Here is a 26,625-nt window from a genome sequence, read left to right on the forward strand (position 1 = left end):
CTTTTATTACTTTATTAGATTTATTTACTTTTTGAATTCCTTGTAGTAATTGATCAGACCGTTGGTAGAACTGTCATGAGAACTTACATTCTCATTATTTTCAAGTTCAGGAAGGATTTTTGTAGCCAAAACTTTTCCTAATTCTACTCCAAACTGATCAAAACTGAAAATATTCCAGATGACACCCTGTACAAAAATTTTATGCTCATACATTGCAATTAATTGTCCTAATGAAAAAGGAGTTAATTCTTTGAATAATATGGAGTTAGTAGGCGTGTTACCATGGAAGACTTTATAATTTAATAATCGATCAATTTCTTCATCCGACTTCCCGGAAGTTCTAAGTTCTTCCTCAGCTTCTTCTTCAGTCTTTCCAAAGGCAAGAGCCTCCGTTTGAGCAAAGAAATTAGCTAAAAGCTTTTCCTGATGATCAGAAACATCATTAGCACTTTTTATATAAGCGATAAAATCGGCTGGAATCAATTCTGTACCCTGGTGGATCAACTGATAAAATGCATGCTGACCATTGGTTCCTGGTTCTCCCCAGATGATGGGTCCTGTTTCATATTCAACAAACTCACCGTTTCTGTCAACGCATTTTCCGTTACTTTCCATATCTCCCTGTTGAAGATAAGCCGAAAATCTGTCTAAATATTGAGAATACGGTAGAATAGCATAGGTAGTTGCCGCATAGAAATTACGGTACCAGATTCCTAAAAGCCCCATTAAAACCGGAACGTTTTCAGAGAAGTCTGCAGTCTGGAAATGTTGATCCGTATCAAAAGCACCTTTTAAAAGCTGTTCAAAGTTTTCATATCCAACGGCAAGCACAATGCTGAGTCCGATGGCACTCCACAGTGAATATCTTCCGCCTACCCAATCCCAGAACTCAAAAATATTTTCTTCTGCAATTCCGAATTTTTTAACTTCCTCAATATTCGTTGATAAGGCTACGAAATGTTTGGCAACATCTTCTTGTTTTCCAGCTTTCAGAAACCAGTCTTTCGCCGAATTAGCGTTAGTCATTGTTTCCTGAGTGGTAAACGTCTTAGAGGCAATGATGAAAAGTGTTGTTTCAGGATTTAAGTTTTTAACAACTTCTGCAATATGATTTCCGTCTACGTTGGAAACAAAATGCACATCTAATCTTGTTTTGAAATGCTTTAAAGCCGAGCACACCATCACTGGCCCCAAATCTGAACCTCCGATTCCGATATTTACTACATCAGTAATTTCTTTTCCATTAAAGCCTTTATGTTCTCCCGAAATAATCTTTTCAGAAAAAGCTTTCATATGATCAAGAACGCTCTTGATTTGTGGCTTAATGTTTTCACCATCTACAAGAATTTCTTTATCAGAAAAATCCCTTAAAGCAGTATGTAAAACGGCTCTTCCTTCGGTCTCATTGATTTTGTCACCAGAGAACATCTTGGAAATAGCATCTTTTACCTGACATTCTTCGGCCAGATTCAATAAAAGTTCTTTAGTTCTTGAATCGATTAAATTTTTAGAGTAATCAAAAAGGTAATTGTCCTTTTGTAAAGAAAATTCTGCAAAACGATTAGGGTTGTAGTGGAAAAGGGTTCTTAAGTCAAAGTCATTTCCTCCGAAATGTTCATCAAGGGCTTTCCAGCTATTGGTTTGTATAGGATTTATTTTTGATAGCATATGTAGGGAATTAATTAGTTCAGAAAAGAAATTAACAGATTAAAAATATTTAAATCTATAATGCTTTATTTCTGATTTGCAAATTTAAGGAAAAATAAAACCTCACATAAATTTGGGACGTATAAATAACAATTTTTTAAAAAACAAAACCTCAGAAATGTTCTGAGGTTTTGTGGGAGAAGCTTGTAAATAGAAATGGTGAAGTATTATTCATCCATTTCATTCAGAATATTTTCGAGTTGTTGAGCTTGATTTCCGTAGAAATATTTTGTCCATAAAACAATAGCTGCTACATACACTATGGTTGTGATTAACACAATCAGGACTATAGATTGCTGATAAGTATTGGTAAGGTCAAATAAGGATTTTCCCTTTTTCTCCAGAGCATTGCAGATTTCTAAACCGATTGTGATCAAAAGATGGGGTAAAAGTAAAAATCCGAAGGATTGATATCTTTCCATATTTAAGCGAAGCTCATGATAGATTTTCCACAGGCTGTTTTTAGTGTTTCCTGTATAGAGCTCAGTCTGTTTATAGAATTTATAAAACCCCAGTAAATAATAAGAGGAGACCACAACCAGTATTGCATAAGAAGTATAATAGATGGTATACAACGATGCACTGAATTTAAATATAAAAGGAAAGAATGCAATAAGAATCACCGCCAGAATCTGCATTGGAAATTCTTTTTTCATGGTTTTCTGGATTTTTTCGACAGGGTGTTTACTTTCCTTTAATTGCTTTATGTTATCAGGGATATTGAGATTACTATCTTCATTATTCCATTGTTCTTTTAATTGATCAAAATTCATAATTTGATTTTTTTATGATGTGTTGTATTTTTTCTTTTGTTCTGTTAAGTTTTACGCGGGCATTGCCTTCGCTGAGCCCCAGATTGTTTCCAATTTCTTTATGTGACATCCCTTCCATGAAATAAAATATGACGGCTTTTTCTAAGGAATTCAGCTCTTGAACGGCAGTGTAGAAAACTTCCAACTGTCTGTCCTTTACAGGATTATAATCTTCCTGCTGTACTTCAAAATGATTGGGAGCATCTGTATGGTTATTGGATCTTCGTTTTTCCTTTTTTAAATAAGTAATTGCAGTATTGATGGCGACCCGGTACATCCAGGTAGAAAACTCACTGTTTCCTTTGAAGTTCTGATAAGATTTCCATAGCTGGATAAGGATTTCCTGCTGAAGGTCCTCCCGGTCTTCTACAGAATCTGCATAAATCCTTGAGGCTTTATATATAATGCCCTTGTGTTGGTTGATCAATATTAAAAAGGAAGATTCGGTAGGATTGTTCACAGTAGTTTCATGGTTTGTTGATGATTATAAACTTGATACTGGCTTTACAGTATACCCTTTTGACTGTAATAAAGGAATAATCCCATTTTCTCCCATAAGATGCGATCCGCCCACTGCAAAGAACGAGCTTTCTTTTTTCATCATTTCCGGCATTATTTTTACCCAGTTTTGATTTCTGTTGGTAAGCATAGCTTTCTCCTGTTTAGCATTCATGAATCTTTCATCCTTAAAAAGAGTATAAAGTGATTGTACATTTTCATTTTTAAATGCTTCGATCATCTGTCTGAATAATACTTCATATTCCTTACCCATTTTAAGTTGCGCAATAGTACTCTTCAGATCATAAGCTTCATTGATGGTTTTCATTTGATCATTTACTTTTTCAAGCCCTTTGATGCTTTTTTTATCTTTTATTGCTTTCTGTAAAAGTTCCATTTCGTAAAACTTTACTTCGGTCTGAGGACATGGAATAGCCTTGGTAGAAAGCAATGCGTACAATGATTGAGAACTTGAAGAATCTATACTTTTCAGATCAGTTCCGTAATTAGCGAGTATGGTATTCAGTTCTTTAGCTTCTTTGGGAGAAAGTTGATCAGAAATTTTTTTGTCTGTCGTAAGCATTTTTTGCATTGATATTATTTCACCAGGATCTGTATAATTAATTTCCATAACAAAATTGTCAGATTTCTCAAGTGCTTGCAATACTTTAGGTTTGATTTCGAAATCTTTACTGCATAAGATATGAAAAGTTCCCGTTATATAAGAAGGTTTTGAAAGGCCGTTTCCTGATACTTCCCAAAGCAGACTGTTGTTGCTCTTGTTGATGTTTAGAGATTGTGCTGTTGCAGATATCGGACAGATTGATAATAAAGTTATAAGTCCAAGTTTAATTACATTTTTCATATGATTATTTTTTTTGATTTTCTATTCTTTAAACAGTAGGTAAAAGCAAGGTTGCAATCGTTACAGTTTTTTTTCAAAAAAAATAAAACCTCCTGGAAAAGGAGGTTGTAAAATCTAAAATTATAGTGATAACCTTTAGGTTAGGATAGCTATTATTCCTGTGTTTTAGATGAGACTGGTTTTGTGATTTTTCTCTTTCTTAAAAAATAGATGATTCCGCCTGCGATTAATAACAGAGGCCAGATATTAATAAGTGCAACGATGATTCTCTGGATCAGGTAGAAACCATACACAAAACCATCTTTAGCATCATAGATAAAGTTGTATCGGTATTTATTATCGATGCTGTTGGCATTGGTAATGGCAATTTCAGCAATTCTAACCTTAGGTTCTTTAATGTATATGTCTACAGTGCTATATTTCAGGTTGTCTGTCATATTCATAGTAGCCAGTTTTTGAAGATTCCCTTCAGACATATTTTTATCGTCAAGATTTACTTTATCCTTATTAGTCTTAAGCTGGCCTATATTTTCGGATGTTTTCTGATTTCTTTTGCCTTCCCATTCTGAATATCTGATATTGGATGTAACATCTTCAGCATTGATAGTTCTTGAGTTAAGGAATAGCTTATTACTGTTGATGAATGTTAAAAACTCACCCAGCTTTTCGGTAGGTATCCGAACCTGCATTCTGTTTTCCGTCTGGTATTTCTTGATCAACATGGCTTCTTCGTCGGAAGTATTATAAGTGTCCTGCGAAATAACATTGCTTTGCAAATTGCTGTTGACAACAAAACCTCCAAACTCCTGAACTGACTTCTCAATAGAAATAGTTGTATTGTAGACATCTTTTACTTCCATATTGACATCTGCTGTTTTTATAAACTTCTTGTCTTGTACTTTCATACTTGCAGCAGACGAAACACTGTCTGATACTATAGCGCTCGCAGAATCGGTGGCAGCATAAGTCTCGAGTTCAGCAGCAGAAGCTTCTCCTTTTTTACATGAATAAATTCCTAAAAGGATGATAGCGGATAATGATAATCTGATGTAAGTCGTTTTCATAGTGTAGATTTTTATATTTTGCTTGAGTCAAAGTTCAGTAAGGATTCTTTGTAATCATTGAAAATCAGAAGTAAAAAGATTGTAAAGAAAATATTATCTTTTAATTAATTGAAAATTAGCGTTTTGTAAAATAGATTCAACGGTTGCGGCTTTTTTTCGGAGCAAAATTTGCTTATCTTTTACAAACCAAAATCACAATATACCATTATGTCAAATACCTTTTCTAAAATCAGAAACGCAATCGGATTATTCACATCCATAGATTTTGATCAATTAAGTGCCATTTCTCAAAAAGTGGATTTACCTAAATTGATGAATAACTTTTCAAAACTGGACGATAAACAACTTTCAGGATTGGTGAAAATGCTCGATCCCAATAAAAAAAAGAAAGAGCTTCCACCTATTGATGGAGATTTTTATGATATCTATCACACGTTGTCACCTGAGCAAAGGGAAATTCAGCTTAAAGTAAGAGCGTTTATGGAAAAAGAAGTGAAACCTTTAGTAAACCACTATTGGCTAAGAGATGAATTTCCTTTTGAGCTGATTCCGAAATTTCAAAAATTAAATATCTGCGGCGTTACCTATGAAGGATACGGCTGTCCGGGTATGCCTTTTCTGATGGAAGGTGTCATTGCCATGGAAATGGCCAGAATTGATGCTTCCATTGCTACCTTTTTCGGAGTGCAATCCGGATTGGCAATGGGATCCATTTATATTTGTGGTTCAGAAGAACAGAAACAGAAATGGCTTCCACAAATGCAGAAATTTGAAAAAATCGGAGCATTTGGCCTTACAGAACCTGAAGTGGGATCAGGCGCAGCCGGAGGTCTTACTGTTACCTGCAAAAAAACAGCCGAAGGTTGGGTTCTTAATGGTCAGAAAAAATGGATTGGAAATGCAACCTTTGCAGATCTTGTGATCATCTGGGCTAGAGATCTGGATGATGGAGAGGTAAAAGGTTTTATTGTAGAAAAAGACAACCCCGGATATTCGGTAGAGAAAATCAAAGGAAAAATGGCTCTCAGAATTGTTCAGAACGGATTGATCACTTTAAAAGATTGTGTGGTGACCGAAGAAAACCGTTTACAAAATGCCAACTCTTTTAAAGATACCGGAAAAGTTTTGCGGATGACACGCGCGGGAGTAGCCTGGATGGCAACGGGTTGTGCAAGAGGAGCTTATGAAAGTGCATTGGACTATACCCGAAAAAGAGAACAGTTTGGAAGACCTATCGCTTCTTTTCAAATGATTCAGGGACATTTGGTGGAAATGTTATCTAATCTTACCGCCATGCAGACTATGGTTTTCAGATTATCCGAAATGCAGGATGAAGGTATTTTAAAAGATGAACACGCATCTCTCGCCAAGGTATTTTGTACCCTTAGAACACGAGATATTGTTTCCAGAGCCCGGGAAGTGCTGGGAGGAAATGGTATTCTGCTGGAATATGATGTTGCAAGATTTGTAGCAGATGCAGAAGCAATTTATTCTTATGAAGGAACAAAAGAAATTAATTCACTGATTGTAGGGCGATCCATTACAGGATTCAGTGCTTTTGTATAGCTTGGACCAGGTAGCAGGTTATCAATAAGTGTAATCTGCTACCTGATATCAGTAGTTTATTAACTCACCAGTTTTTTATATTTTTCACGATTATCAATAATCATCCAGATATTGATAAGGAATAACACTGAAGAAATGGCAATACCTGTTGATGAAGGATCTCTGTAAAGGTTATGAATCAAAATCCCAACCATGACCGGTAATATAATGATTGCTCCTAGTGCTCTTGTCTTTGGAAAGATAAATAATAGTCCACCAATGACTTCTACAGCACCTACCAAAGGGAGCAACCATCCAATCTCTCCAAAAGCAGCATACAGTTTCATTTGAGTATCCGTCAGTTTGGGTACAGGATTATAATGAAGAAACTTGTCTAATCCTGCGTTGATAAACATAAGTCCGAAAAGCAGGCAGATAATGAATTTTACTATTTTCATAATTAAATATTTTATATCAAATGTAATGCAAAAATGAGATATATTTATTTAATTGGCTTAAAAAATAAACAATTATTGTTGTTGACCGGTGGATAGGTGTTTTGGGTACAATTTGATATTGGTCCTATAGGTTGCCCATTTAAAATTTCAGCGGGAGGTCCTTGTTGGGATAAGGAGGTATCCTGCCACCACCTGATGATGAATATTGTCGCTATACCCAATCTAATATTTTGTGTACAGAAGTCTGTGCGAATAGCATGAACCCCTATTGTGCACTTCCATAATAAAAATACAAAAAGACTGCTCTGGAGAAGGCAGTCTTTTATTTATACTTTACTTTAAAGATTAGAATAATATCATTTATTATTCATTACTCATTGCTGATGATCAGTCCATTTCCTTCAGGGTAATATTCTTTGAAATCTTATAGCTTTTCTTTTTCTTATTGGGTTTTATTTCCTCTCCGAGTAATCTTCCCCAGGGTTTTAAGTCCTCAACTCTTTCGCAGATAATTTTAATGATAGCAATTGCCGGAATACATAGGAACATTCCTGCGATACCCCATAGGTGCTCCCCTAAAAGAATTCCAATAAACGAGAATAAAGCATTGATTTTTACCCTTGAACCTACGACAAACGGGAGTATGATATTGCCATCAACGGCATGAATACCAATGTATCCAATAGCCACATAAATACAAGTGGAAGGACTGGCTGTTGCAAATGCTATAAAACAGGAAATAACAAGAGAAATAAAAATACCTAAATATGGGATTACATTTAATAAACCTGTCAAGACACCCAGTAAAATAGCATATTTTACCCCTAAAATGGTAAGAACGGTAGCCGTAAGAATAGATACGATAACTACTTGAATACAAAGACCGAAGATATATTTCTTGGTCATGATTCTTATTTCATTGACGGCCTCCTGCACGCTTGACTTATGTCTTTCATTAAAAACAGTCACAATGAAATTGTTTAACAATCTTCTGTAATTTAAAATAAAGATAAAAAACAGGGTGAAAAACAAGATAAAGCCGAATCCCGTCGAAAATATACCAAATGTAAACCCCAAAATAGCCCCTGAAGAAGAAAGAAGTTTATTCAGTCCCTGATTAATATAGTCTACCTGTTCATCTACTTTTACATTAAAAGTTTTTGATACCCAATGCTGAAGATTATTAAAAACTGTTGTAAACTGCTCTCTCAGGTGGGGAAGATCTTTGCTGAAATCAGACAGCTGATTCGTAAAGAAATAAATAATCCCGCTTAAAATGATTAACATGATGAAAACAGAGGTCATTGTGGATACGGATCTCGGAAATCTCAGTTTTCTTTCCATAAAAGTTGCTGCCGGCAAAAAGAGCATTGCCATCAGGAATGCAAAGAAGAACGGAGCTATAATAGTCTGCTCCAGGACTAAAAGATAGCCTATCCCAATGATGGAAATAACCACCAATGTGAGCTTAACTAGGAAAGGAAGTCTAAGGAAATTCATAATCTGGATGTACTGTATGGAATAAAAATAAGAAAACCCTTCTGAAATGAAAAATTTTTTACTCAAATAGGGTATTTTTTTTCCGTATTGCATCAAATTTTATTCCATGTGGAAATGATGATGGTGATTTTCTCCAAAAACAGAAACACGCCCCGGTTAGCAGGACGTGTTTCTTTATTGAGAAGTTAATATGTTATCAATTGTTTTATTTTTCAATGGCAATGTCGATGACTTCTTCCATTCTGTTGACATAGTGAACCTTCAGATTTTTTAAATAATCTTTTTTGATTTCCTCTACATCTTTTCTGTTGGCTTCACAAAGAATAACATCCTTGATGCCTGCTCTTGTTGCGGCAAGCAGTTTTTCTTTAATTCCCCCTACAGGAAGGACTTTACCCCTTAAAGTGATCTCTCCTGTCATGGCAAGATGGGGTTTGATTTTCTTGTTTTTAAATGAAGAAACCATTGAAGTCAACATCGCAATACCTGCAGATGGACCGTCTTTTGGAGTTGCTCCTTCAGGAACGTGTACGTGAATATTTTTCTTATCCATATCTTCCTGTGTAATTCCCAATTCATCGTGCTTCGCTTTAATATATTCTAAAGCAATCGTTGCAGATTCTTTCATTACCGTCCCAAGGTTACCTGTCATCGTTAATGCTCCTTTTCCATTGCTTAAAATACTTTCAATGTAAAGGATGTCTCCGCCAACGCTGGTCCAGGCTAAGCCTGTTACGACTCCCGGAACTCCTGTGATTTCAGATAAACTTTTTGGCCTCGGAACTCCAAGAATTTCGTCTACTTTTTCAAGAGAAATTTTTGGATCATATTCTTTTACCAAGGCTGTCTGTAATGCTACCCATCTTCCTATGGCAGCAATTCTTTTCTCTAAAGTTCTTACTCCGCTTTCGGAAGTATGGGCTTCTATAATATGCTTAAGCTCGGCATTTCCAAGTTTAAATGATTTGGTGTCCAAACCATTTTCTTCCTGTTGTTTTTTGATTAAATGCCTTTTTGCGATTTCAATTTTTTCCTCCATTGTATACCCTGCAATCTGAATAATTTCAGTTCTGTCCAGAAGAGGTGTTTGTATAGTGGAAAGTGAATTTGCCGTTGCAATAAACATTACTTTCGACAGGTCATACCCCATCTCAAGGAAGTTGTCATAGAATGACTTATTTTGCTCCGGATCAAGTACTTCCAGGAGTGCTGAGCTAGGATCCCCATGAAGACCTTGCCCGATTTTATCGATCTCATCAAGAACAATAACCGGGTTAGATGTTCCGGACTTTTTGATAGACTGCAAAATTCTTCCGGCCATAGCACCGATGTAAGTCTTTCTGTGTCCCCGGATTTCACTCTCATCATGAAGACCACCCAAAGATAATCTTACATATTTTCTGCCTAATGCATCAGCGATAGACTTCCCTAAAGAGGTTTTCCCCACTCCCGGAGGTCCTACCAATAATAGAATAGGAGATTTCATGTTGTTTTTTAATTTTAAAACAGCCATGTGCTCCAATATTCTTTTTTTGATATCCTCTAATCCAAAATGAGCTTTATCCAGAACTTTCTCTGCCTTTGCAATATCAAAAATATCTTTAGTATAGGTCTCCCATGGAAGATCTGTAAAGAAATCCAGATAGTTTCTCTGGACATTATAATCCGGAGAATTGGGGTTCTGGCGTTGTAGCCTGTTGATTTCTTTCTGGAAATGTTCTTCTACTTCCTGGCTCCATTTCTTAGTCTTTGCTTTCGTGATAAGATCTTCAACATCGCTTTCAGGACCACCACCCAATTCATCCTGAATTGTTCTGATTTGTTGATTCAGAAAATACTCTCTCTGCTGTTTATCAAGATCTTTTGACGTTTTCTGATGAATCTGGTTTCTTAATTCCAGTTTTCTGAAATCTTCATGCATCATTTCATAGCACTTGTTCGCTCTTTCCATCAGGCTCTTCTCTTCAAGGAGCTTTTGTTTTTCCAAAGAAGGGAAGTTGGCATTTGTACAGATGAAATTCAAAAGGTCATCATTATTATTGATGTTCTTGATGGCAAAATTAGCGGCATTCGGAATATTCGGATCCAGTTCGATAATTTTTAAAGCCAGTTCCTTCACATTTTCAAGCAATGCTTCATATTCTTCCTGGTCCTTTGGTCTGGTATCTTTTAATTTTGAAATTTCAGCTTTAAAATAAGGTTGGCTCTCAAGAACCTTTTTAATCTTAAATCTATGAAATCCTTTAGTGATCGCAGTGATATTACCTTCCGGAAGCTTTATAATTTTGATAATCTTTGCCAGTGTACCGGTGGTATAAATATCTTTTTCAGTTGGCTGTTCCAGATCTGAATTTTTCTGGCTCACGATTCCTATAAAATCTCCGTTTTTCTGAGCTTCTTCAAGAAGTTGTATCGATGTTTTTCTTCCTGCTGTAATAGGAATCACCACATTGGGGAACATGACCATATTTCTTACAGGAAGTATTGGGAATATTTTCTGTTCGGAATTTTTATCAGTTTCCGCAAAGTCAGAAAGATTGATTTCTTCAGTTACGATATCAAATCCGTCACTGATCATTTCCTCTAAACTAATATCTTCAAATTCTGTCATAATTAATCGAATGACAAATTGTCATTTTCGTTTTTAATCGTTAAAGTGATTTTTTATAATAACCTCTGAAAACGTGTGGTATATTATAATATCTTACAATGCACAATACTTATGCCATTTGTTTTTTACTGAAAAATATGGTCAAAATTTCCTTTTTTTCATAATCTTTGAGATTAAAATACAAAATAAAGAACTTCTGCTTCTGTAATTTCTTAAAAATGTGTATTTTCGCAAACTGATAAAAAACTATAATTTATAAAATGGCAATTTTAGGACAGATTAGGAGTAAGCCTTGGCTTTTAATGGGAGTAATAGCCTTAGCGCTTTTAGCGTTTTTGGTGAACCCGGATAGTATCGACAAGGTTTTTGGAAAAAATCCTGACGTTTTAGGAAAAGTAAATGGTGAGAAAGTTACCCGCGAAGAGTTTAATGATCAACTTTTCGTGCTGCAGCAACAGGCTGAGCAACAAGGTCGTCCAAAAAACGGTCTTGAAGAGCAGGCATGGCAGTTACTTGTACAATCTAAACTTATCAAGCAACAGTTTGAGAAACTGGGCTTCGAAATGACGGATGATTATTTCTGGAGTCAGATCCAGTATGATCAAATGTTTGCTCAGAATCAACAGTTCTTTGATGAGAAAGGTAATTTTAAAACTCAAGAGCTTAAAAAAGAAATTGAAACATTAAAAAATACCAATCCTCAAGGATACACTCAATGGTTGAAAACAAAAAAGACTATTGAATACAGACTGATGGCCAGACAGGTATTTACTAATATTTCAGCAGGTATTACCACAGGTAAAAAAGAAGCTGAAGAGATGATGAAGGAGAGAGATCAGCTTGCTGACATCGACTTTGTAAAGGTTGACTATGCTGCATACCTTCAAAAAACTAAAATTAACGTTAGTACTGAAGATCTTGCAAATTATATCAAGCAACACCCTGTAATGTTCAAAGCTGAGCCAAGCAGAAATATCGGAATTGTATATTTCCCTTCTAAGCCAAGCGCAACGGATGATGCTGCGGCAATGAAAGAAATTACAAAACTATATTCAGGAGGGACTGATGCGAGCGGAGGAGCTGAGAATTTCCAGAACACGAAAAATGATTCGATGTTTGTCATGGCAAATTCTGATATGCCTTTCAATCCTCAGTATGTAAAACCTACTCAATTGCCGTCAACAATACAAGGTCAAATCACAACAGCCGCGATCGGACAAACTTTTGGTCCTTATAAAGAACAAAACTTCTACGTAGTTTCTAAACTTGTAGGTAAGAAAACTTCAGATTCTACATTGTCAAGACATATCCTTATTGCTTTCAAAGGAAGTCCTGCCGGAGAAGGAGTTTCAAGATCTAAAGAGCAGGCGAAGAAATTGGCAGACTCTATCGGAGCTATCGTAAAAGCAACTCCGGCTAAATTTACAGAGTTTCTTAAGCTTTCTAATGATCCTAACTCAGCAGCTCAGGGAGGTAGCTTAGGTTGGACAACTCCTGAAACACCTTTTGTTCCTGAGTTTTTAACATACCTTGCTAATAACCCTAAAGGAGCTACGGGAGTAGTAGAAACTCAGTTTGGTTACCACATTATCAATATCGAAGATAAAAAATCGGGTTCAATGGGGTATAAGGTGGCTAATCTTATCAAAGAAATCAAGCCGTCTGATGCTACAGAAGCTGATACAGATAAAAAAGCAAGAAAATTCATTCAGCAGGTTCAAGGAAAATCATTCAACGATTTTGTGAATATTGCTAAGAAAGATAATTACCAGTTCTCTAATCCAAAGAATGCGAAACGATTTGACGGGCAGCTTCAGGGGTTAGGTACCGATAAAGATGGAGAAATCCTGGCTTGGGCTTTTGATAAGAAAAGATCAAAAGGAGATACAGAATTCTTTACAGTAGATGGTACAGGAGATAAGATTATCGTTTACCTAAACGGAAAACAGGAAGCAGGTCTTGCAGACCCTGAATCTGTAAGAGATCAGATTGAAGTTCTTGTTAAAAATAAATTGGCAGCTAAACAAATTTCTGATAAAATTGCAGGTGCTAAAGCTTCAAACTTAGATCAGATTGCTAAATTATTTGCCACTACAAAACAAACAGCTCAGGTTAATTTATTAAACCCTTCAGTAGCTGGTGCTATGGAACCTAAAGTTGCAGGAGCAGCATTTGGTGTTGCAAAAGGTAAGCTTTCCAACCCGGTTGAAGGCGGAACAGGAGTGTATGTTCTGATCAAGAAATCAGAAACTGTAAACAAACAACCTGGTGATCTTAAGCAGTTTACTGAATCAATTACTCAGAGAAACGCAGGGATGTTCGGACAGGCATGGATGAAGAGTCTTCAGGACAATGCAGATATCCAGGATTACAGAATTGAGATCTGGAATAAGCTGGGAAATCAGCAACAATAAGAAATTCATTTCAATGATATAAAAGCGACAAAATTTTTTGTCGCTTTTTTTTGTATTTAACGCAGAGCAATATGGGAAAAGATTTATTTAAAATGTATTATATTTGCTTATTAGAAAAAAATTAGCAAGTGAAGTTCAGTAAAGAATTAAAAGCTGGTGTGATCGCACTTCTAGCTGTTGTAGGCTTTGTCGTGTTGTTTCAATTTATGAAAGGGAAAAGCCTTTTTACTACCGATAATATATTTTACGCAAAATATGACAATGTGGAAGGTCTGGCACAGTCCTCAGCCGTTTCTATCAACGGATTGAAGGTCGGGCAGGTCGATAAGATCATTCCTCAAACTGCGAAGGATGGTAAAATTAGTTTTGTTGTAAAAATTACAGTAGACAATAAATTTGAATTTTCAAAAAACTCTACCCTTGAAATTTTTGAACCGGGATTAATGTCCGGGAAAGAAATGAGAGTAAACCTTACCTATGGCGGGGTTACTGCAAAAGATGGTGATACCTTGAAAGGAGCTTTCAAACTGGGAACACTGGGAAGCCTTTCTTCTCAGGTAGGACCCGTAAAAGATCAGCTACAGGTGGTACTGCATAGAGTAGATTCTTTGATGGCAAATGCTAATCTGCTTGTAGATGCACAGAATAGAGCTGAAGTTAAAGCTTTATTATCAAATCTTAATAAAACAGTTGGTGCATTGCAAACGACTGCCGGAAACGTAAATAATCTGGTGGGGCATAATGATCCTAAGCTTCAGAAAGTATTGGATGATGCAAGCCTTACGATGCAAAGCGGAAAGGTAACACTGGATAAATACGGAAATCTTGCACAGAGTATTGATACCAAACAATTGAATGCAACTATCGCCAATTTAGATGCTACAGTGGGAAAACTGAATCAGGTAATTGGAGGAATAGATAAAGGTGAGGGAAGTTTAGGTAAACTGATGAAGGATGAACAACTGTATAATAATCTGAATTCTGCATCTTCTAATCTGAATTCATTGATTGAAGATATGAAAGCCAACCCTAAGAGATATATCAATTTCTCTGTTTTCGGTAAAAACAATAAAGACTAATACGCCTTATGCAGTACATCGATAACATTATTTTCCTGATTTTATTAGTGGCCGGATTCGGGCTGTTTGGCAAGAGCCTTTTGAAAATCTATAGAAATATCAGATTGGGTCACGAAATCAATAGAAGCGACAGGAAATCTGAACGCTGGAGTACCATGGCAAGAGTTGCTATGGGACAAAGCAAAATGGTAAAACGGCCTATAGCAGGTATTTTACACGTTTTCGTGTACGTAGGTTTTATCATTATTAATATTGAGCTTGTAGAAATCGTTGTGGACGGAATTTTCGGAACCCATCGTTTTCTTGCTTCAGTTTTCGGAGAAAGTTTTTATAGTTTCTTTACGGCAACATTAGAAATACTGGCTCTTCTTGTTGTTATCGGAGTCGTTGTATTTTTCATCAGAAGAAACTTTTATGGGGTTAAAAGATTAACCATGAAAGAACTTTTCGGATGGCCAAAACATGATGCCAATTGGATTCTTGTTATTGAGTTTGCGCTAATGATGGCTTTCTTTAAAATGAATGCCGCAGATTGGGTATTGCAACAAAGAGGTCTTCTTCACGAGTTGGGAAGTTTTCCGATCAGTTCTACAATTTTAGGTCCGATTTTCAGCAATTTTAGTGACGGATTTTTATTCTTCACAGAAAAAGGAGCATGGTGGTTCCACTTTGTAGGAATTCTGTTCTTTATGAACTATCTTTATTATTCAAAGCACTTACATATTATCCTTGCTTTCCCAAGTACATGGTATGCTAACCTCGATAAAAAAGGAAAATTCAACAATCTTGATTCTGTTACGAAAGAGATCAAGTTGATGATGGATCCTAATGCTGATCCTTATGCAGCTCCGGCTGAAGGAGAAGCAGAGGCAGCTCCTTCCAAATTTGGGGCAGAAGATATTTTTGACCTGAATCAGGTGCAATTGCTAAATGCGTATTCATGTACGGAATGTGGACGTTGTACTTCCGTTTGTCCGGCTAATGTTACCGGTAAAAAGCTTTCTCCAAGATTAATCCTGATGAAAACAAGAGACAGATTGGAAGAAGTCGGAAGAAATATCGATAAAAACGGAAAATTTGTCGATGACGGTAAAAAACTGTTGAACGATTATATTACAAAAGAAGAGCTTTGGGCTTGTACTACCTGCAACGCATGTACAGAAGCTTGTCCTGTATTGCTGGATCCGCTTTCTATTATTTTTGAAATGAGAAGATTCCTTGTAATGGAACAGTCTGCTGCCCCGCAGGAACTAAATCTGATGATGACAAACGTAGAAAACAACGCGGCGCCTTGGCAGTATAATCAGGCTGACCGTTTGAATTGGGCAACAGAAAATTAATGTAACAAAGTAAATAATGTAACGATGTAACAATCATGGATAAGCTGTTACATTGATATATTGATAAATTTGATTTAGAATGGATTTCAATATAAAAACAATGGCAGAATATGCTGCCGAAGGAAAAGCCCCGGAAGTTTTATTTTGGGTGGGTTGTGCCGGAAGTTTTGATGACCGTGCCAAAAAAATTACAAAAGCGTTTTGCAAGATATTAAATAAAATAGGCGTCGAATTTGCTGTTCTTGGACAGGAAGAAAGCTGTACTGGAGATCCTGCCAAAAGAGCCGGTAACGAATTTGTTTTCCAGATGATGGCACTGACGAATATTGAAGTTCTGAATGCTTATGAGGTTAAGAAAATTGTTACCGCATGTCCGCATTGTTTCAATACCCTTAAAAATGAATATCCTAGTTTAGGAGGTCACTTTGAAGTGGTACACCACACTCAGTTCCTTAAAACATTGATGGAAGAAGGAAGATTAAAGATTGAAGGTGGTGCATTCAAAGGAAAGAAAATTACTTTCCACGATCCTTGTTATCTGGGACGTGCCAATGATGAATATGAGGCACCAAGATTATTGCTTGAAAAACTGGATGCAGAACTGGTAGAAATGAAGCGTTGCAAAACAAATGGTCTTTGTTGCGGAGCAGGAGGAGCACAGATGTTTAAAGAACCAGAGAAGGGTAATAAAGATATCAATATCGAAAGAACAGAAGAAGCTTTATCTTTTGAACCCAAAGTAATTGCAACAGGATGTCCTTTCTGTAATACCATGATGACGGACGGAGTGAAACACTTTAACAAGAATACTGAAGTTGCTGTGAAAGACATCGTAGAGCTTCTTGCAGAAGCTGATGACTTGTAAAGAATAGCAAGGTAAAAATATAAACAAAAACTCAGGCTTTGGTCTGGGTTTTTATGTATTATAAACTCAGGAATATTTCTTAATTTTATACTTTAATTTAACTGGATATAGAATCGCCATCAACGGAATGTTCTGACCGATAAAAGAGGAGAATGGCGGTTTGTAATAATAAATAAATGTTTTGATATGAAAATCGAAGAATCTAATATTGTAGAAACCAACGACTACAGAGTCATTATATACCCGGCTTCAAGGCCTTTTGAAACGAAAGAGGCAAAGGCCATTACTGAAAAATTATTTGATTTCCTGGCTACATGGGCTGCTCATGGGAAACCACTTTCTTCTTCTTTTAAAATTGAAAAGAATCAGTTTATCATAGTATGCGTAGACGAAGAAAAAGAAATGGCTTCGGGCTGTAGTATTGATGCTCTGGGAAAGATCATGAGAGAAATTGATGAAGAGTATCAGCTTGGACTTTTCGACAGAATGAAAGCCAGTTTTGTTGAAAATGGAGAAGTGAAAACATTAAAACTTCTGGATTTTAAAAGTAAACTGAGAAACGGAGAGTTGTCACATGATATTCAGGTTTTTGATTTTTCTAAAAATACTTATCTGGATTTTTTAAGTCACTTCCTTTTACCTTTTGAAAAGAGCTGGGCAGCTTCTATAAAATAAAGTATTAAGCTTATATTGCTTATAAATCATAAAGTGGAAACGTGTTTTCCACTTTTTTGTTTTAATGTATATTTGCATAGACTCCAGTGAAACTAATGCTTAAAGTACTTTTTTTGACGACTTCTCATAGCCATAATGATGATAGGATTTTTTATCATCAGGCGAGAGAACTTGAAAAGAAAGGTTATCACGTTAAGATTTGTAGTTTGTGTTCAGATTATCAGGGTATTATTGATGGAGTTGAGATAGAAGCTTATTCTGTTTTGGGAGAAAGTATTGAGAAAAAAAAAGAAGTTTTTCAGAATGTTTGTTTTTCTTTTCAACCAGAGGCTATTATCTGCTCCGAACCTCTGGCTGTCATCGCGGCTAAAAAGTTTGTAAAGGAGCATAAGATCAGCTGTATCTATGATGTGACTGAATGGTATCCTGCCATGTCAATGCTGCGGATATATCGTTTTCCAACCCACATCATTCATGCTTTAAAATATTTCCTTATTAATCTCTATGCCGGATTTTTAAGTACTCATTTTATTTTTGGAGAGTACACTAAAAAATTTCCTTTGGCGTGGCTTTTTTGGTTTAAAAAACAAATTGTACTTCCTTATTATCCTGATCCGGTTTATATCAAAGAAAGTAGTAAAAAACTAAACCCGGAAGTAATTACTCTTTGCTATACCGGAGCCATTTCAAAAGATAAAGGAATTGGAAATTTTTTTAAAGCAATTGATCAGGTTCGGTACAGAAATCCTTCACTGAAGATTCATATTTTAATTATTGGAGAAGCAAAGCTGGAAATTGATAAAATATATTTTTCCTCATTATTGAAGAAGTACGCTTTTGATGATCTGGAGATAAGAAAAATGACTTCCTTTGAACATTTTACAGAAGCATTTTCCGATGCAGATATCTGTTTTGATCTGCGGGATTTTAATTTTGAAAATCACCATTCCCTGCCTATAAAGTTATTCTATTTTATGGGAGCAGGAAAACCGGTTATTTATTCAAATCTTAAAGGAATCCGTAAGCACATGGGAAAACTTTCCTTTGGCTATCTGGTAGATCCGCAAAATGAAAAAATAATTGCAGATATTATCTTAAATTATGTTAAAAATCCTGATCTTTACCAAACACATGCATTGAATGCAAAAAAGGATTTTAGAGAAAAATATAACTGGAGAATAATCAGTGATTCTTTTCTTGATTTTGTGAAAAGAGCCACGGATAAATAATTATCATGCAGCTTACCATCATTAAAACCTTCATTTCACGGTTTCTGATCTTATTTTTAAGTTTCGGACTGGTTATTTTTACCACGAATATGTGGGGAAGTGAAGGGAAAGGTACCATTTCTATTGTAATAGCAAATGCAGCTGCGGTAAGTTTTTTCAGCAGCATTTTCTCAGGAAGCAGCACTTCTTACTTTGCATCCCGATTTAAAATTGAACAGATTCTGCTGTATGCCTATCTCTGGTCTTTTTTTATTGGTCTTTTTGTCCCTTTTTTATTTAGCTTTACCTCAATTCAGAATGAATATCTTCCTTACCTTATTGGTATTTCTGTATTTTCTTCTTTGCTATCCACAAATATAGGGTTGTTTATAGGAACACAGAACATTAGGAGGTTCAATATATATACTATTTTACAACAGTTAGTACATGTTGTTTTTATTATGTTGATGGTATATGGTTTTGGAAAAAAAGAGGTATCTGTGTATTTTCAGGCTCAAATAGGGTGTCTTGTCCTATTGTCGGTAACCAGCTTTTTTCAGATTATCAAAAGATGCAAAGTCTCCGAAATCTCGTTTTCAAGGATTGTGGCCAAAAATATGTTCGAATACGGCTGGAAAACCCAGTTAAGTGCTTTTGTTCAGTTTCTTAATTACAGGCTATCATTTTATTTTCTGGAATATTTTGAGGGAATTGCCAGTGTAGGTGTTTTTTCTATAGGAGTGACCTTTTCGGAAGCGATCTGGACCATTACAAGAAGTATTGCTGTGGTTCTCTATTCGGATGTGGTCAACAGTAAAAGCAGCGAAGAATCTGTAGCAAAAACCAAGGATTCTCTTAAGCTGACATTTGCTTTGATGATTGTTTTTGTTGCAGGTATTATTATGGTTCCTTCAGAAGTATATCAGATGATCTTTGGGAAGGAATTCAGGGATACTAAAGAGATTATTTTCTTTTTATCTCCGGGAATTTGTGCTATTGCTGTAAGTGATATGATCGGACATTACTTTTCTGGAACCAGAGCGTTGAAAATTCTGAATATAAAATCAATCGTTGGTTTGGTGGTGACGGTTGTTCTTTCGTTTATAGCCATTCCTAGATGGGGAATTTTGGGGGCCTGTTTTGCGACCACAACTTCTTATCTGGTTTCATCATTTGTTTTGTTCAGAAAATTTTATAGTTCTACACCCTTCCAATGGAGTGATTATATGATTTCAAAAGAAGAGATAAGGCTTTTGAAATATAAACTTTTAAAGAAATAATTCTTCTGAAGGCCTATACATAAAGACAAATTCCTATTTTTACAGACCTTTTAAAGTTTTTTACTATGTGTGGAATTTGCGGCTATTATTCATTTCATCAACATATTTCCTCTAAAAATATTCTGGAGATGAATCACGCGATTCAACACCGCGGACCCGATGATGAAGGATTCTGGATGTATGAAAATGGCAAAGGGAAATCTTTTTCCGGAAAAGCTTCAACACCTGAAATTAAAGAACAATTTCCGCTTCTTGGTGAGGAAATGTCCGATATTGCTTTGGGATTTCGCAGATTATCCATTGTTGATCTTTCAGAAAGAGGACATCAACCTATGCTTTCTGAAAATGAGCAGATCCTTATCACTTTTAACGGAGAGATTTATAATTTCAGAAAACTTAGAGAGGAACTCCAGATTCTGGGGTATTCATTTAAAAGCTCCTCTGATACTGAAGTTATCATGAAAGCCTATCAGGAATGGGGAAGTGCAATGTTGGTAAAACTGGATGGAATGTTTGCCCTTTGCATTATTGATCTCAATCTTCAAAAGTTGATTCTGGCAAGAGACAGGGTGGGAATGAAACCTCTTTTTTATCATCAGAATAAACAAGGATTAGTTTGGGCTTCAGAAATAAAGGCTGTTTTACAACATGAATTTGTGCAACCTGCAATCAATTGGAACGGAGTATATACGAATTTCCTTTTTCAAACGACTTTAGCCCCGGAAACCTGTTTTCAAAATATATTTTCCCTGGAACCAGCCTCTTCGATGACTGTTGACTTAAAAGATAATAGCATTACGAAGGAAAAGTTCTGGACCTTGCCTCTGAATACAGATGAAAATATAACTGAGATGGAAGCGGTAAAAAAAGTGGATGCTTTATTATCTGAAAGTATCTCGGAGCAGCTGTATGCAGATGTTCCGGTAACTGTTATGATGAGTGGAGGAATAGATTCTACGTTAATTGCTTCAAAATCAAAATCTTTCAATAAAGATATCTATACATACACGGTTTCTTATAAGTTTTCTGAGGAAGAAGTAAAGAATGCATTAGTGGCGGCAAAGCATTTTGGGGTTGCTCATGATGTGAAAAAAGTGACCGATGAAGAAATTCTGGAACAGCTTAAAGAGAATATTCAACATTTTGAAGAACCTTACAGTAGTCTCGAAGTACTGATTAACGCGGCGAAATATGCCCATGATAAAGGTTTAAAAGTGGTTTTGAGTGGAAATGGGGCAGATGAACTTTTTGGAGGTTATTCACATACTTTGAAACTCAACAAATGGCTTCTGATGAGAAATTTTAATTTTATTACCCCTTTTATTGTGACAAAAGGGGCATTTTCAGATAAAGTTAAAAATTATTTTTCCCAGAATTTTATGTTTGATTTTTTCCGGCAAAGTCAAACGGGAATGAGGCCCGTTGAAGCCCAGGAAATTATTCGGCCTGAAATTTATAAAAATATATCCACGAATCTTTCTGGTTATCATTTATCAGAATCAAAAGACTATTCAGGGTATTTTGAATATGATATGAAATATTCTTTATCCTCTCATCATGTTTTCCGGGATGATCTGAGTGCGATGAAGTATGGAATAGAATTTCGCTATCCGTATCTCAGCAACAGTTTGATCGATTATGTTGCTTTATTGCCCGAAAACATAAGATTTACGGGGAAACTGAACAAACCCTTATTAAGAAAGACGGCAGAAAAATACCTTCCGGAAGAAATATTAAAGATGCCCAAAAGAGGTTTTTCCTTTCCACTAAATTATTATCTTAAAAATGAGCAGAAGATGAGAGATTTTGTCATTGAAAATCTCGAAAGTCTTAAGAAGAGAAATTTTTTTAAGGCTGAAGTTATTGATGAATGGTGGAATGGGCTTGGGAAAGACTATGATTTTGTAAAAATCTGGCAACTGGTAACTTTTGAACTTTGGTATCAGAAATATTTTAAGGAATAAAGAAGGAGCCTAAAGATTAATATTTTATCTTTGCTGTTGATGAGAAACATTGTTTTTGGAATACTGATTGTTTTGGGTGCACTTTTAAGCTGTAAAAGTGACGATGAGTCTTTGCAGAGAATAGATCAGGTATTGAATATTTACATGAAAAGCAATACGAATCCTGATTTGCTGAACAGTAAAAAGACAGGTTCTTTCACCAGCTATTTTGCGAATGACAGCTTAGGAGACAGAAATGTTTCTCCGGTTACTATTCCTTTAAGAATGAGACCGGATTCAACATTTTATATGGAATATATTGCAGGAGCAAAAAGGAAAAGACGGGATTCTACAGGCCCGGATAATCCTGGTACAGGAAATTCCTATTATTCTGTGATGGCTTTGGGATTAATTAAAAGAGTAAATGATAAGCCGGATACGATTATCGACAGATTAAGAATCGAATACCGTAAAACACCTACCGTATTTCAGGTCTCGAAAGTATATTATAATGATGTACTTCAATTTTCAAAAGAAGCTGATCAACCAAATTCGATAAATGTGGTAACTATCACAAAATAATTTTAAATTTGTACAACTGTTGGCTTATTTTAAGCTCAACATCTAATATTTAACATCTCAATAAAATGTTACAAGTCAATTTTTTGCGCGACAATAAAGAGCGCGTTTTAGAAGGTCTTCAAAAAAGACAATTCAAGAATCTTGAGTTGGTAGACGAGGCTATCGCTGCTGACGACGAAAGAAAAAGAATCCAGTTTGAATTAGATTCCCAGCTTGCCGAGATCAACAAAATCTCCAAAGAAATCGGACTTTTGATGAAAGAAGGAAAGAAAGAAGAAGCGGAATCAGCAAAATCTAAAACAGCACAATACAAAGAGTCGAGCTCAGAATTGAAATCTCAGTTAGAAGTAAAAGAAACTGCTTTGCTTGATATTTTATATCAGCTTCCTAATATTCCTAACGAATTGGTAAAAAGCGGAGCTTCTGCAGATGACAATGAAACTATTTTCCAGTCTCATACAGTAGAAGGTCTGGGGGAAGGAGCAATTCCTCATTGGGAACTTGCGAAAAAATATAATCTGATTGATTTTGAATTAGGAGTAAAAATTGCCGGAGCTGGTTTTCCTGTTTACTTAGGAAAAGGAGCAAGGTTACAAAGAGCTTTGGTTCAGTATTTCTTAGATAAAAATGTAGAGAAAGGGTATACAGAAGTAAACCCGCCTCACGTTGTGAATGAAGCTTCAGGTTTTGGAACAGGTCAGTTGCCGGATAAAGAAGGTCAGATGTATTATATCAACGAAGATAAATTATACCTAATCCCAACGGCGGAAGTTCCTGTAACGAATCTTTATCGTGATGTTTTGCTGGATGAAAAAGATCTTCCTATTAAAAATACAGCCTTCTCTCAATGCTACAGAAGAGAGGCGGGAAGTTACGGAGCTCATGTAAGAGGATTAAACCGTCTTCATCAGTTTGAAAAGGTAGAAATTGTAAGAATCGAAAAACCTGAAAATTCTTATGCTGTTTTGGAAGAAATGGTAGAGCATATCAAAGAAATTCTTACAGATCTTGAACTTCCTTTCAGAGTATTGAGACTTTGTGGTGGAGATACAGGTTTTGCATCTGCAATGACTTACGACTTTGAAGTATGGAGCGCTGCTCAGGAAATGTGGCTGGAAGTAAGTTCTGTTTCCAATTTTGAAACTTTCCAGGCCAACAGGCTGAAGTGTCGTTACAAAGCTGACGGGAAATCTCAGCTGGTTCATACATTAAACGGTTCTGCTATGGCATTACCGAGAATTATGGCGGCATTGCTTGAAAACAATCAGACTGAGGAAGGAATTAAGCTTCCAAAGAAAATTGCAGAATATGCTAGATTTGACGTGATCAACTAAACAGAATCAATGATTTAAAATAATTAAAAACCTCTTATCTTCTGATAGGAGGTTTTATTGTATTCCGTAACGATGATCATTTAAAGTGTATCCCGCGGTATTAGAATAATAAGGCAATGGTTTAGTGGCAGTTTGTAGAGGTATGATCGTGGCCTTCAATGTGGCAGTTGGCTCCATTATGATCCTTGGAGATGGTCATCGCTTCAGCTCTTGGAGATACATAAGGAATACCTAATTCCATTCCCCTGAGAATAAATAATCCACCTAAGATGATCATGATTACAGGGACTGCTTTCAGAACTTTAATTCTAAAAGCCTGATTCATGAGATTTCCGGCCAAAACAACCGCAAACATGAAAGGAAGGGTTCCCAAACCAAATAAAGCCATATATAAAGCTCCCTGCCATATTCCTCCGCCTGCAAGACTCGCCGTAAGAGCCATGTAAACCATTCCGCATGGAAGAAAGCCATTCAGAATACCCGTCGTAAACCTTGATCGGTAATCCGCTTTTTGTAACAGTCTGCCTAAATTAGATTTTACAGAATATAGGAATTTAGAGAGAAAAGGAATTTTTGAAGCAAAATCTTTTCCTCCGAATGAAAATACAGCCATAATAATGAGCAGAACTCCGGCGGTAATGGTCAGATACTTTTGAAAACCTGCCATTTCAAAACCTTGTCCTATAATACCAAGAAGTGCACCTAGCAATGAATAGGTGAAAATTCTTCCAAATTGATACGTAAGATTCTGAAGGTAAAAATTGGCGGCCTGTTTTTTTGTTAATCCCATCGATAAAGCAATAGGACCACACATTCCGATGCAGTGAAAGCCGGAAGCAAAGCCTAAAGCAATAGCCGATATAACAAGTCCTATTTCCATATTACGTCATAATCCATTCTGTAGTCTGTCTTATCTTTTGTCCAGCTCAGTCTTAAAGTGTAATTCCCCATTTTCAATACCTGTGAAGGGATTACAAAAGACTGTGTAGCATCAAGCTGTACAGATTTTTTGATATCTAAATTCTGGTCGTCGGTTCTGTTTAAAACAAATTTTACCGTAGCATTAGAGTTATTATATTCTTTTGGAAAAGTGATTTTAATTCCATTCGTATCCTGGCTGTATACAGGTCTTTCTTGCAGTTCGTCAGCTCTTTTCTTGGCATCAATTACATCCTGATACTTCAGCTCTTCTTCATAATAATTGTCTGTTACCATTTCGGAGTTTTTTTGCCCGTTTGGGAAAAGAAACATCATTGAAAGTATAAAAACTATAAATGCAAATAATGCAAGTACAACACCGTGTCCCCAACTAAAGTTCTTCATCTTTTTTAATTAAAATTGTAGTTTGAATGGTCCTTCAAAATAAGTTTGATAAGAATCGACAAGTTTACCTTTCATATCGTAAACCCCGATTGTAATGTTCTGTTTAGAAAGCTTCATCTCACCTTCCGGGAAGCTGATATTAATCGTTCCTTTAGAAATTTTATCCCGATCTACCTGGATTTTGCTTGAGGCACTATAGGTAATTTCTCCATGTGCCGGCTCGATTATCTTTATCGTCACAAGTTTTTTCTCATTGGTCTTATTCAGGAAGGTATAATTGTAAGTATTGATAATTTTTCCTTCTTTGACAAAGAATGTACTTCCTGCTGGCTTAATAAATTTGGCCTCCATTTCTCCACGGCTGTAGAGTAGATATCCCAGGAATCCTACTAAAAACAGTAAGAATACTGCGAAACCTTTCATTCTTCCGGTAAATTTAAACTGGGTTTGTTTCTCAATTTCATTTTCAGAAGCATATCTGATCAATCCTTTTGGAAGACCCACTTTATCCATAACTTCATCACAGGCATCAATACAAGCGGTACAGTTGATACATTCCAACTGTTGTCCATCTCTGATATCAATTCCCGTAGGACATACCACCACACACTGGTGACAATCGATACAGTCTCCTTTACCTGCAGCTTTTCTGTCTTCCCCTTTTCTCCATTTTGATCTGTTTTCTCCTCTTTTAAAATCGTAGAAAACATTGATGGTATCCTTGTCAATCAGTACACCCTGAAGTCTGCCGTAAGGACAAACCAAGGTACAAACCTGTTCTCTGAACCATGCAAATACAAAGTAAAATGCAGCGGTAAGAAGAATCATCACAATAAAATTGGTAGGGTGGGCAAATGGCCCTGCTGATACAATTTTAAATACCTGCTCATATCCCACAATATACATAAACATAAAGTGAGTGATAATCAGTGAAATGACAACATAAACAGACCATTTTAGAGTTCTTTTCCAGATTTTTTCACTGTTCCACTCTTGTCTGTCCAGTTTCATCTGCTTATTTCGGTCACCTTCAATCAGATATTCAATTTTACGAAAAATAGATTCCATAAAAATTGTCTGAGGACATATCCACCCGCAGAAAATTCTTCCGAATGCAATCGTAAAAACGATAATAAAGATTAAAGATGCGATCGCACCTAAAGTGAGGATAAAAAAGTCTTGTGGATAGAAAGGCTGTCCAAAGATGTAAAATTCTCTGTCTATTACATTGAATAGCAATAAAGGATTACCATTGATCTTGATGAACGGTAATGAAAAATAGATAATTAATAATGCATAGCTTACAAGGTTTCTATAGTTGGTATATTTTCCTTTTGGTTTTCTTGGAAATACCCATCTTCTCTTACCGGATTGCTCCATTGTCCCTATAGAATCTCTGTAAGTCTCAGGGTCCAGAACCTGTCCCTGTCCGCCTCGTACTTCTATTTCTTCTATGTCTGACATATTGTAATGTGTTTAAAAAAGAAAAAACATAATTCGTTACTATTTTTAAGGTAATAAC

At 36.0% G+C, this 26,625-nt stretch carries 22 protein-coding genes; 11 read left to right on the plus strand and 11 right to left on the minus strand.

Annotation, left to right across the window (positions count from 1 at the left end; translation table 11 throughout):
- Positions 1-24: 24 nt before the first annotated feature.
- The 5 genes from pgi to C1631_RS19480 all read right to left on the minus strand — a co-directional run bounded on the left by pgi (position 25) and on the right by C1631_RS19480 (position 4,946).
- Positions 25-1,668 carry a glucose-6-phosphate isomerase gene (pgi, locus tag C1631_RS19460; RefSeq protein WP_103246533.1) on the minus strand — a complete coding sequence of 548 codons (1,644 nt, stop codon included), beginning with the start codon at positions 1,666-1,668 and terminating at the stop codon, positions 25-27.
- A 206-nt stretch (positions 1,669-1,874) separates the two neighbouring features.
- Entirely contained in the window at positions 1,875-2,480 is a 606-nt protein-coding gene (locus C1631_RS19465) for a hypothetical protein (RefSeq protein WP_103246532.1), read from the minus strand.
- Complete coding sequence (locus C1631_RS19470; RefSeq protein ID WP_103246531.1) at positions 2,470-2,979, minus strand: RNA polymerase sigma factor; 510 nt, start codon at positions 2,977-2,979, stop codon at positions 2,470-2,472. Before C1631_RS19470 ends, C1631_RS19465 begins: the two co-directional genes overlap by 11 nt.
- A gap of 24 nt (positions 2,980-3,003) precedes the next feature.
- Positions 3,004-3,882 (minus strand): TraB/GumN family protein, encoded by an 879-nt coding sequence (locus C1631_RS19475; protein WP_103246530.1) that lies wholly within the window; start codon positions 3,880-3,882, stop codon positions 3,004-3,006.
- A 152-nt stretch (positions 3,883-4,034) separates the two neighbouring features.
- Complete coding sequence (locus C1631_RS19480; protein WP_103246529.1) at positions 4,035-4,946, minus strand: DUF4349 domain-containing protein; 912 nt, start codon at positions 4,944-4,946, stop codon at positions 4,035-4,037.
- 207 nt (positions 4,947-5,153) lie between these two features.
- Between C1631_RS19480 and C1631_RS19485 the strand changes: the two genes are divergently transcribed.
- Positions 5,154-6,512, plus strand: a complete 1,359-nt coding sequence (locus tag C1631_RS19485; RefSeq protein WP_103246528.1) for an acyl-CoA dehydrogenase family protein — start codon at positions 5,154-5,156, stop codon at positions 6,510-6,512.
- A gap of 59 nt (positions 6,513-6,571) precedes the next feature.
- Here the strand turns inward: C1631_RS19485 and C1631_RS19490 are convergent, their stop codons facing one another.
- The 3 genes from C1631_RS19490 to lon form a co-directional block, all read right to left on the minus strand.
- A complete protein-coding gene (locus C1631_RS19490) occupies positions 6,572-6,949 on the minus strand; it encodes a MauE/DoxX family redox-associated membrane protein (RefSeq protein WP_103246527.1) in 378 nt (125 codons plus the stop codon).
- Between the two features lie 387 nt (positions 6,950-7,336).
- Positions 7,337-8,515 (minus strand): AI-2E family transporter, encoded by a 1,179-nt coding sequence (locus C1631_RS19495; RefSeq protein WP_228441378.1) that lies wholly within the window; start codon positions 8,513-8,515, stop codon positions 7,337-7,339.
- A 139-nt stretch (positions 8,516-8,654) separates the two neighbouring features.
- Entirely contained in the window at positions 8,655-11,060 is a 2,406-nt protein-coding gene (gene lon / locus C1631_RS19500) for an endopeptidase La (protein WP_109713792.1), read from the minus strand.
- Between the two features lie 260 nt (positions 11,061-11,320).
- Between lon and C1631_RS19505 the strand changes: the two genes are divergently transcribed.
- The 10 genes from C1631_RS19505 to serS all read left to right on the plus strand — a co-directional run bounded on the left by C1631_RS19505 (position 11,321) and on the right by serS (position 23,780).
- The gene (locus C1631_RS19505; protein ID WP_103246526.1) at positions 11,321-13,474 is read left to right on the plus strand and encodes a peptidylprolyl isomerase; all 2,154 of its coding nucleotides are present in this window, start codon (positions 11,321-11,323) and stop codon (positions 13,472-13,474) included.
- A gap of 128 nt (positions 13,475-13,602) precedes the next feature.
- The gene (locus C1631_RS19510; RefSeq protein WP_103246525.1) at positions 13,603-14,553 is read left to right on the plus strand and encodes an MlaD family protein; all 951 of its coding nucleotides are present in this window, start codon (positions 13,603-13,605) and stop codon (positions 14,551-14,553) included.
- Between the two features lie 8 nt (positions 14,554-14,561).
- Positions 14,562-15,893, plus strand: a complete 1,332-nt coding sequence (locus C1631_RS19515) for a 4Fe-4S dicluster domain-containing protein (protein ID WP_103246524.1) — start codon at positions 14,562-14,564, stop codon at positions 15,891-15,893.
- Positions 15,894-15,972: 79 nt separating this feature from the next.
- Positions 15,973-16,758 (plus strand): (Fe-S)-binding protein, encoded by a 786-nt coding sequence (locus tag C1631_RS19520; RefSeq protein WP_027373004.1) that lies wholly within the window; start codon positions 15,973-15,975, stop codon positions 16,756-16,758.
- 186 nt (positions 16,759-16,944) lie between these two features.
- Complete coding sequence (locus C1631_RS19525) at positions 16,945-17,433, plus strand: hypothetical protein (RefSeq protein WP_103246522.1); 489 nt, start codon at positions 16,945-16,947, stop codon at positions 17,431-17,433.
- A 95-nt stretch (positions 17,434-17,528) separates the two neighbouring features.
- Positions 17,529-18,662, plus strand: a complete 1,134-nt coding sequence (locus C1631_RS19530) for a glycosyltransferase (protein WP_103246521.1) — start codon at positions 17,529-17,531, stop codon at positions 18,660-18,662.
- Positions 18,663-18,667: 5 nt separating this feature from the next.
- Entirely contained in the window at positions 18,668-19,921 is a 1,254-nt protein-coding gene (locus tag C1631_RS19535) for a lipopolysaccharide biosynthesis protein (RefSeq protein ID WP_109713794.1), read from the plus strand.
- 65 nt (positions 19,922-19,986) lie between these two features.
- Positions 19,987-21,885, plus strand: coding sequence for an asparagine synthase (glutamine-hydrolyzing) (gene asnB, locus C1631_RS19540; RefSeq protein WP_109713796.1), 1,899 nt, complete (start codon positions 19,987-19,989; stop codon positions 21,883-21,885).
- Between the two features lie 39 nt (positions 21,886-21,924).
- Positions 21,925-22,446, plus strand: coding sequence for a hypothetical protein (locus tag C1631_RS19545; protein WP_103246563.1), 522 nt, complete (start codon positions 21,925-21,927; stop codon positions 22,444-22,446).
- A 65-nt stretch (positions 22,447-22,511) separates the two neighbouring features.
- A complete protein-coding gene (gene serS / locus C1631_RS19550) occupies positions 22,512-23,780 on the plus strand; it encodes a serine--tRNA ligase (protein ID WP_109713798.1) in 1,269 nt (422 codons plus the stop codon).
- A gap of 121 nt (positions 23,781-23,901) precedes the next feature.
- Here the strand turns inward: serS and C1631_RS19555 are convergent, their stop codons facing one another.
- Genes C1631_RS19555 through ccoG form a run of 3 tightly spaced genes read right to left on the minus strand, consistent with a single transcriptional unit; the run spans position 23,902 to position 26,567 of the window.
- The gene (locus tag C1631_RS19555; RefSeq protein ID WP_103246517.1) at positions 23,902-24,660 is read right to left on the minus strand and encodes a sulfite exporter TauE/SafE family protein; all 759 of its coding nucleotides are present in this window, start codon (positions 24,658-24,660) and stop codon (positions 23,902-23,904) included.
- Positions 24,651-25,103 (minus strand): FixH family protein, encoded by a 453-nt coding sequence (locus C1631_RS19560; RefSeq protein WP_103246516.1) that lies wholly within the window; start codon positions 25,101-25,103, stop codon positions 24,651-24,653. Before C1631_RS19560 ends, C1631_RS19555 begins: the two co-directional genes overlap by 10 nt.
- Positions 25,104-25,112: 9 nt before the next feature.
- The gene (gene ccoG / locus C1631_RS19565; RefSeq protein WP_103246515.1) at positions 25,113-26,567 is read right to left on the minus strand and encodes a cytochrome c oxidase accessory protein CcoG; all 1,455 of its coding nucleotides are present in this window, start codon (positions 26,565-26,567) and stop codon (positions 25,113-25,115) included.
- Positions 26,568-26,625 lie beyond the last annotated feature (58 nt).

It is taken from the genome of Chryseobacterium phosphatilyticum, from assembly GCF_002899825.2.
Lineage (GTDB): Bacteria > Bacteroidota > Bacteroidia > Flavobacteriales > Weeksellaceae > Chryseobacterium > Chryseobacterium phosphatilyticum.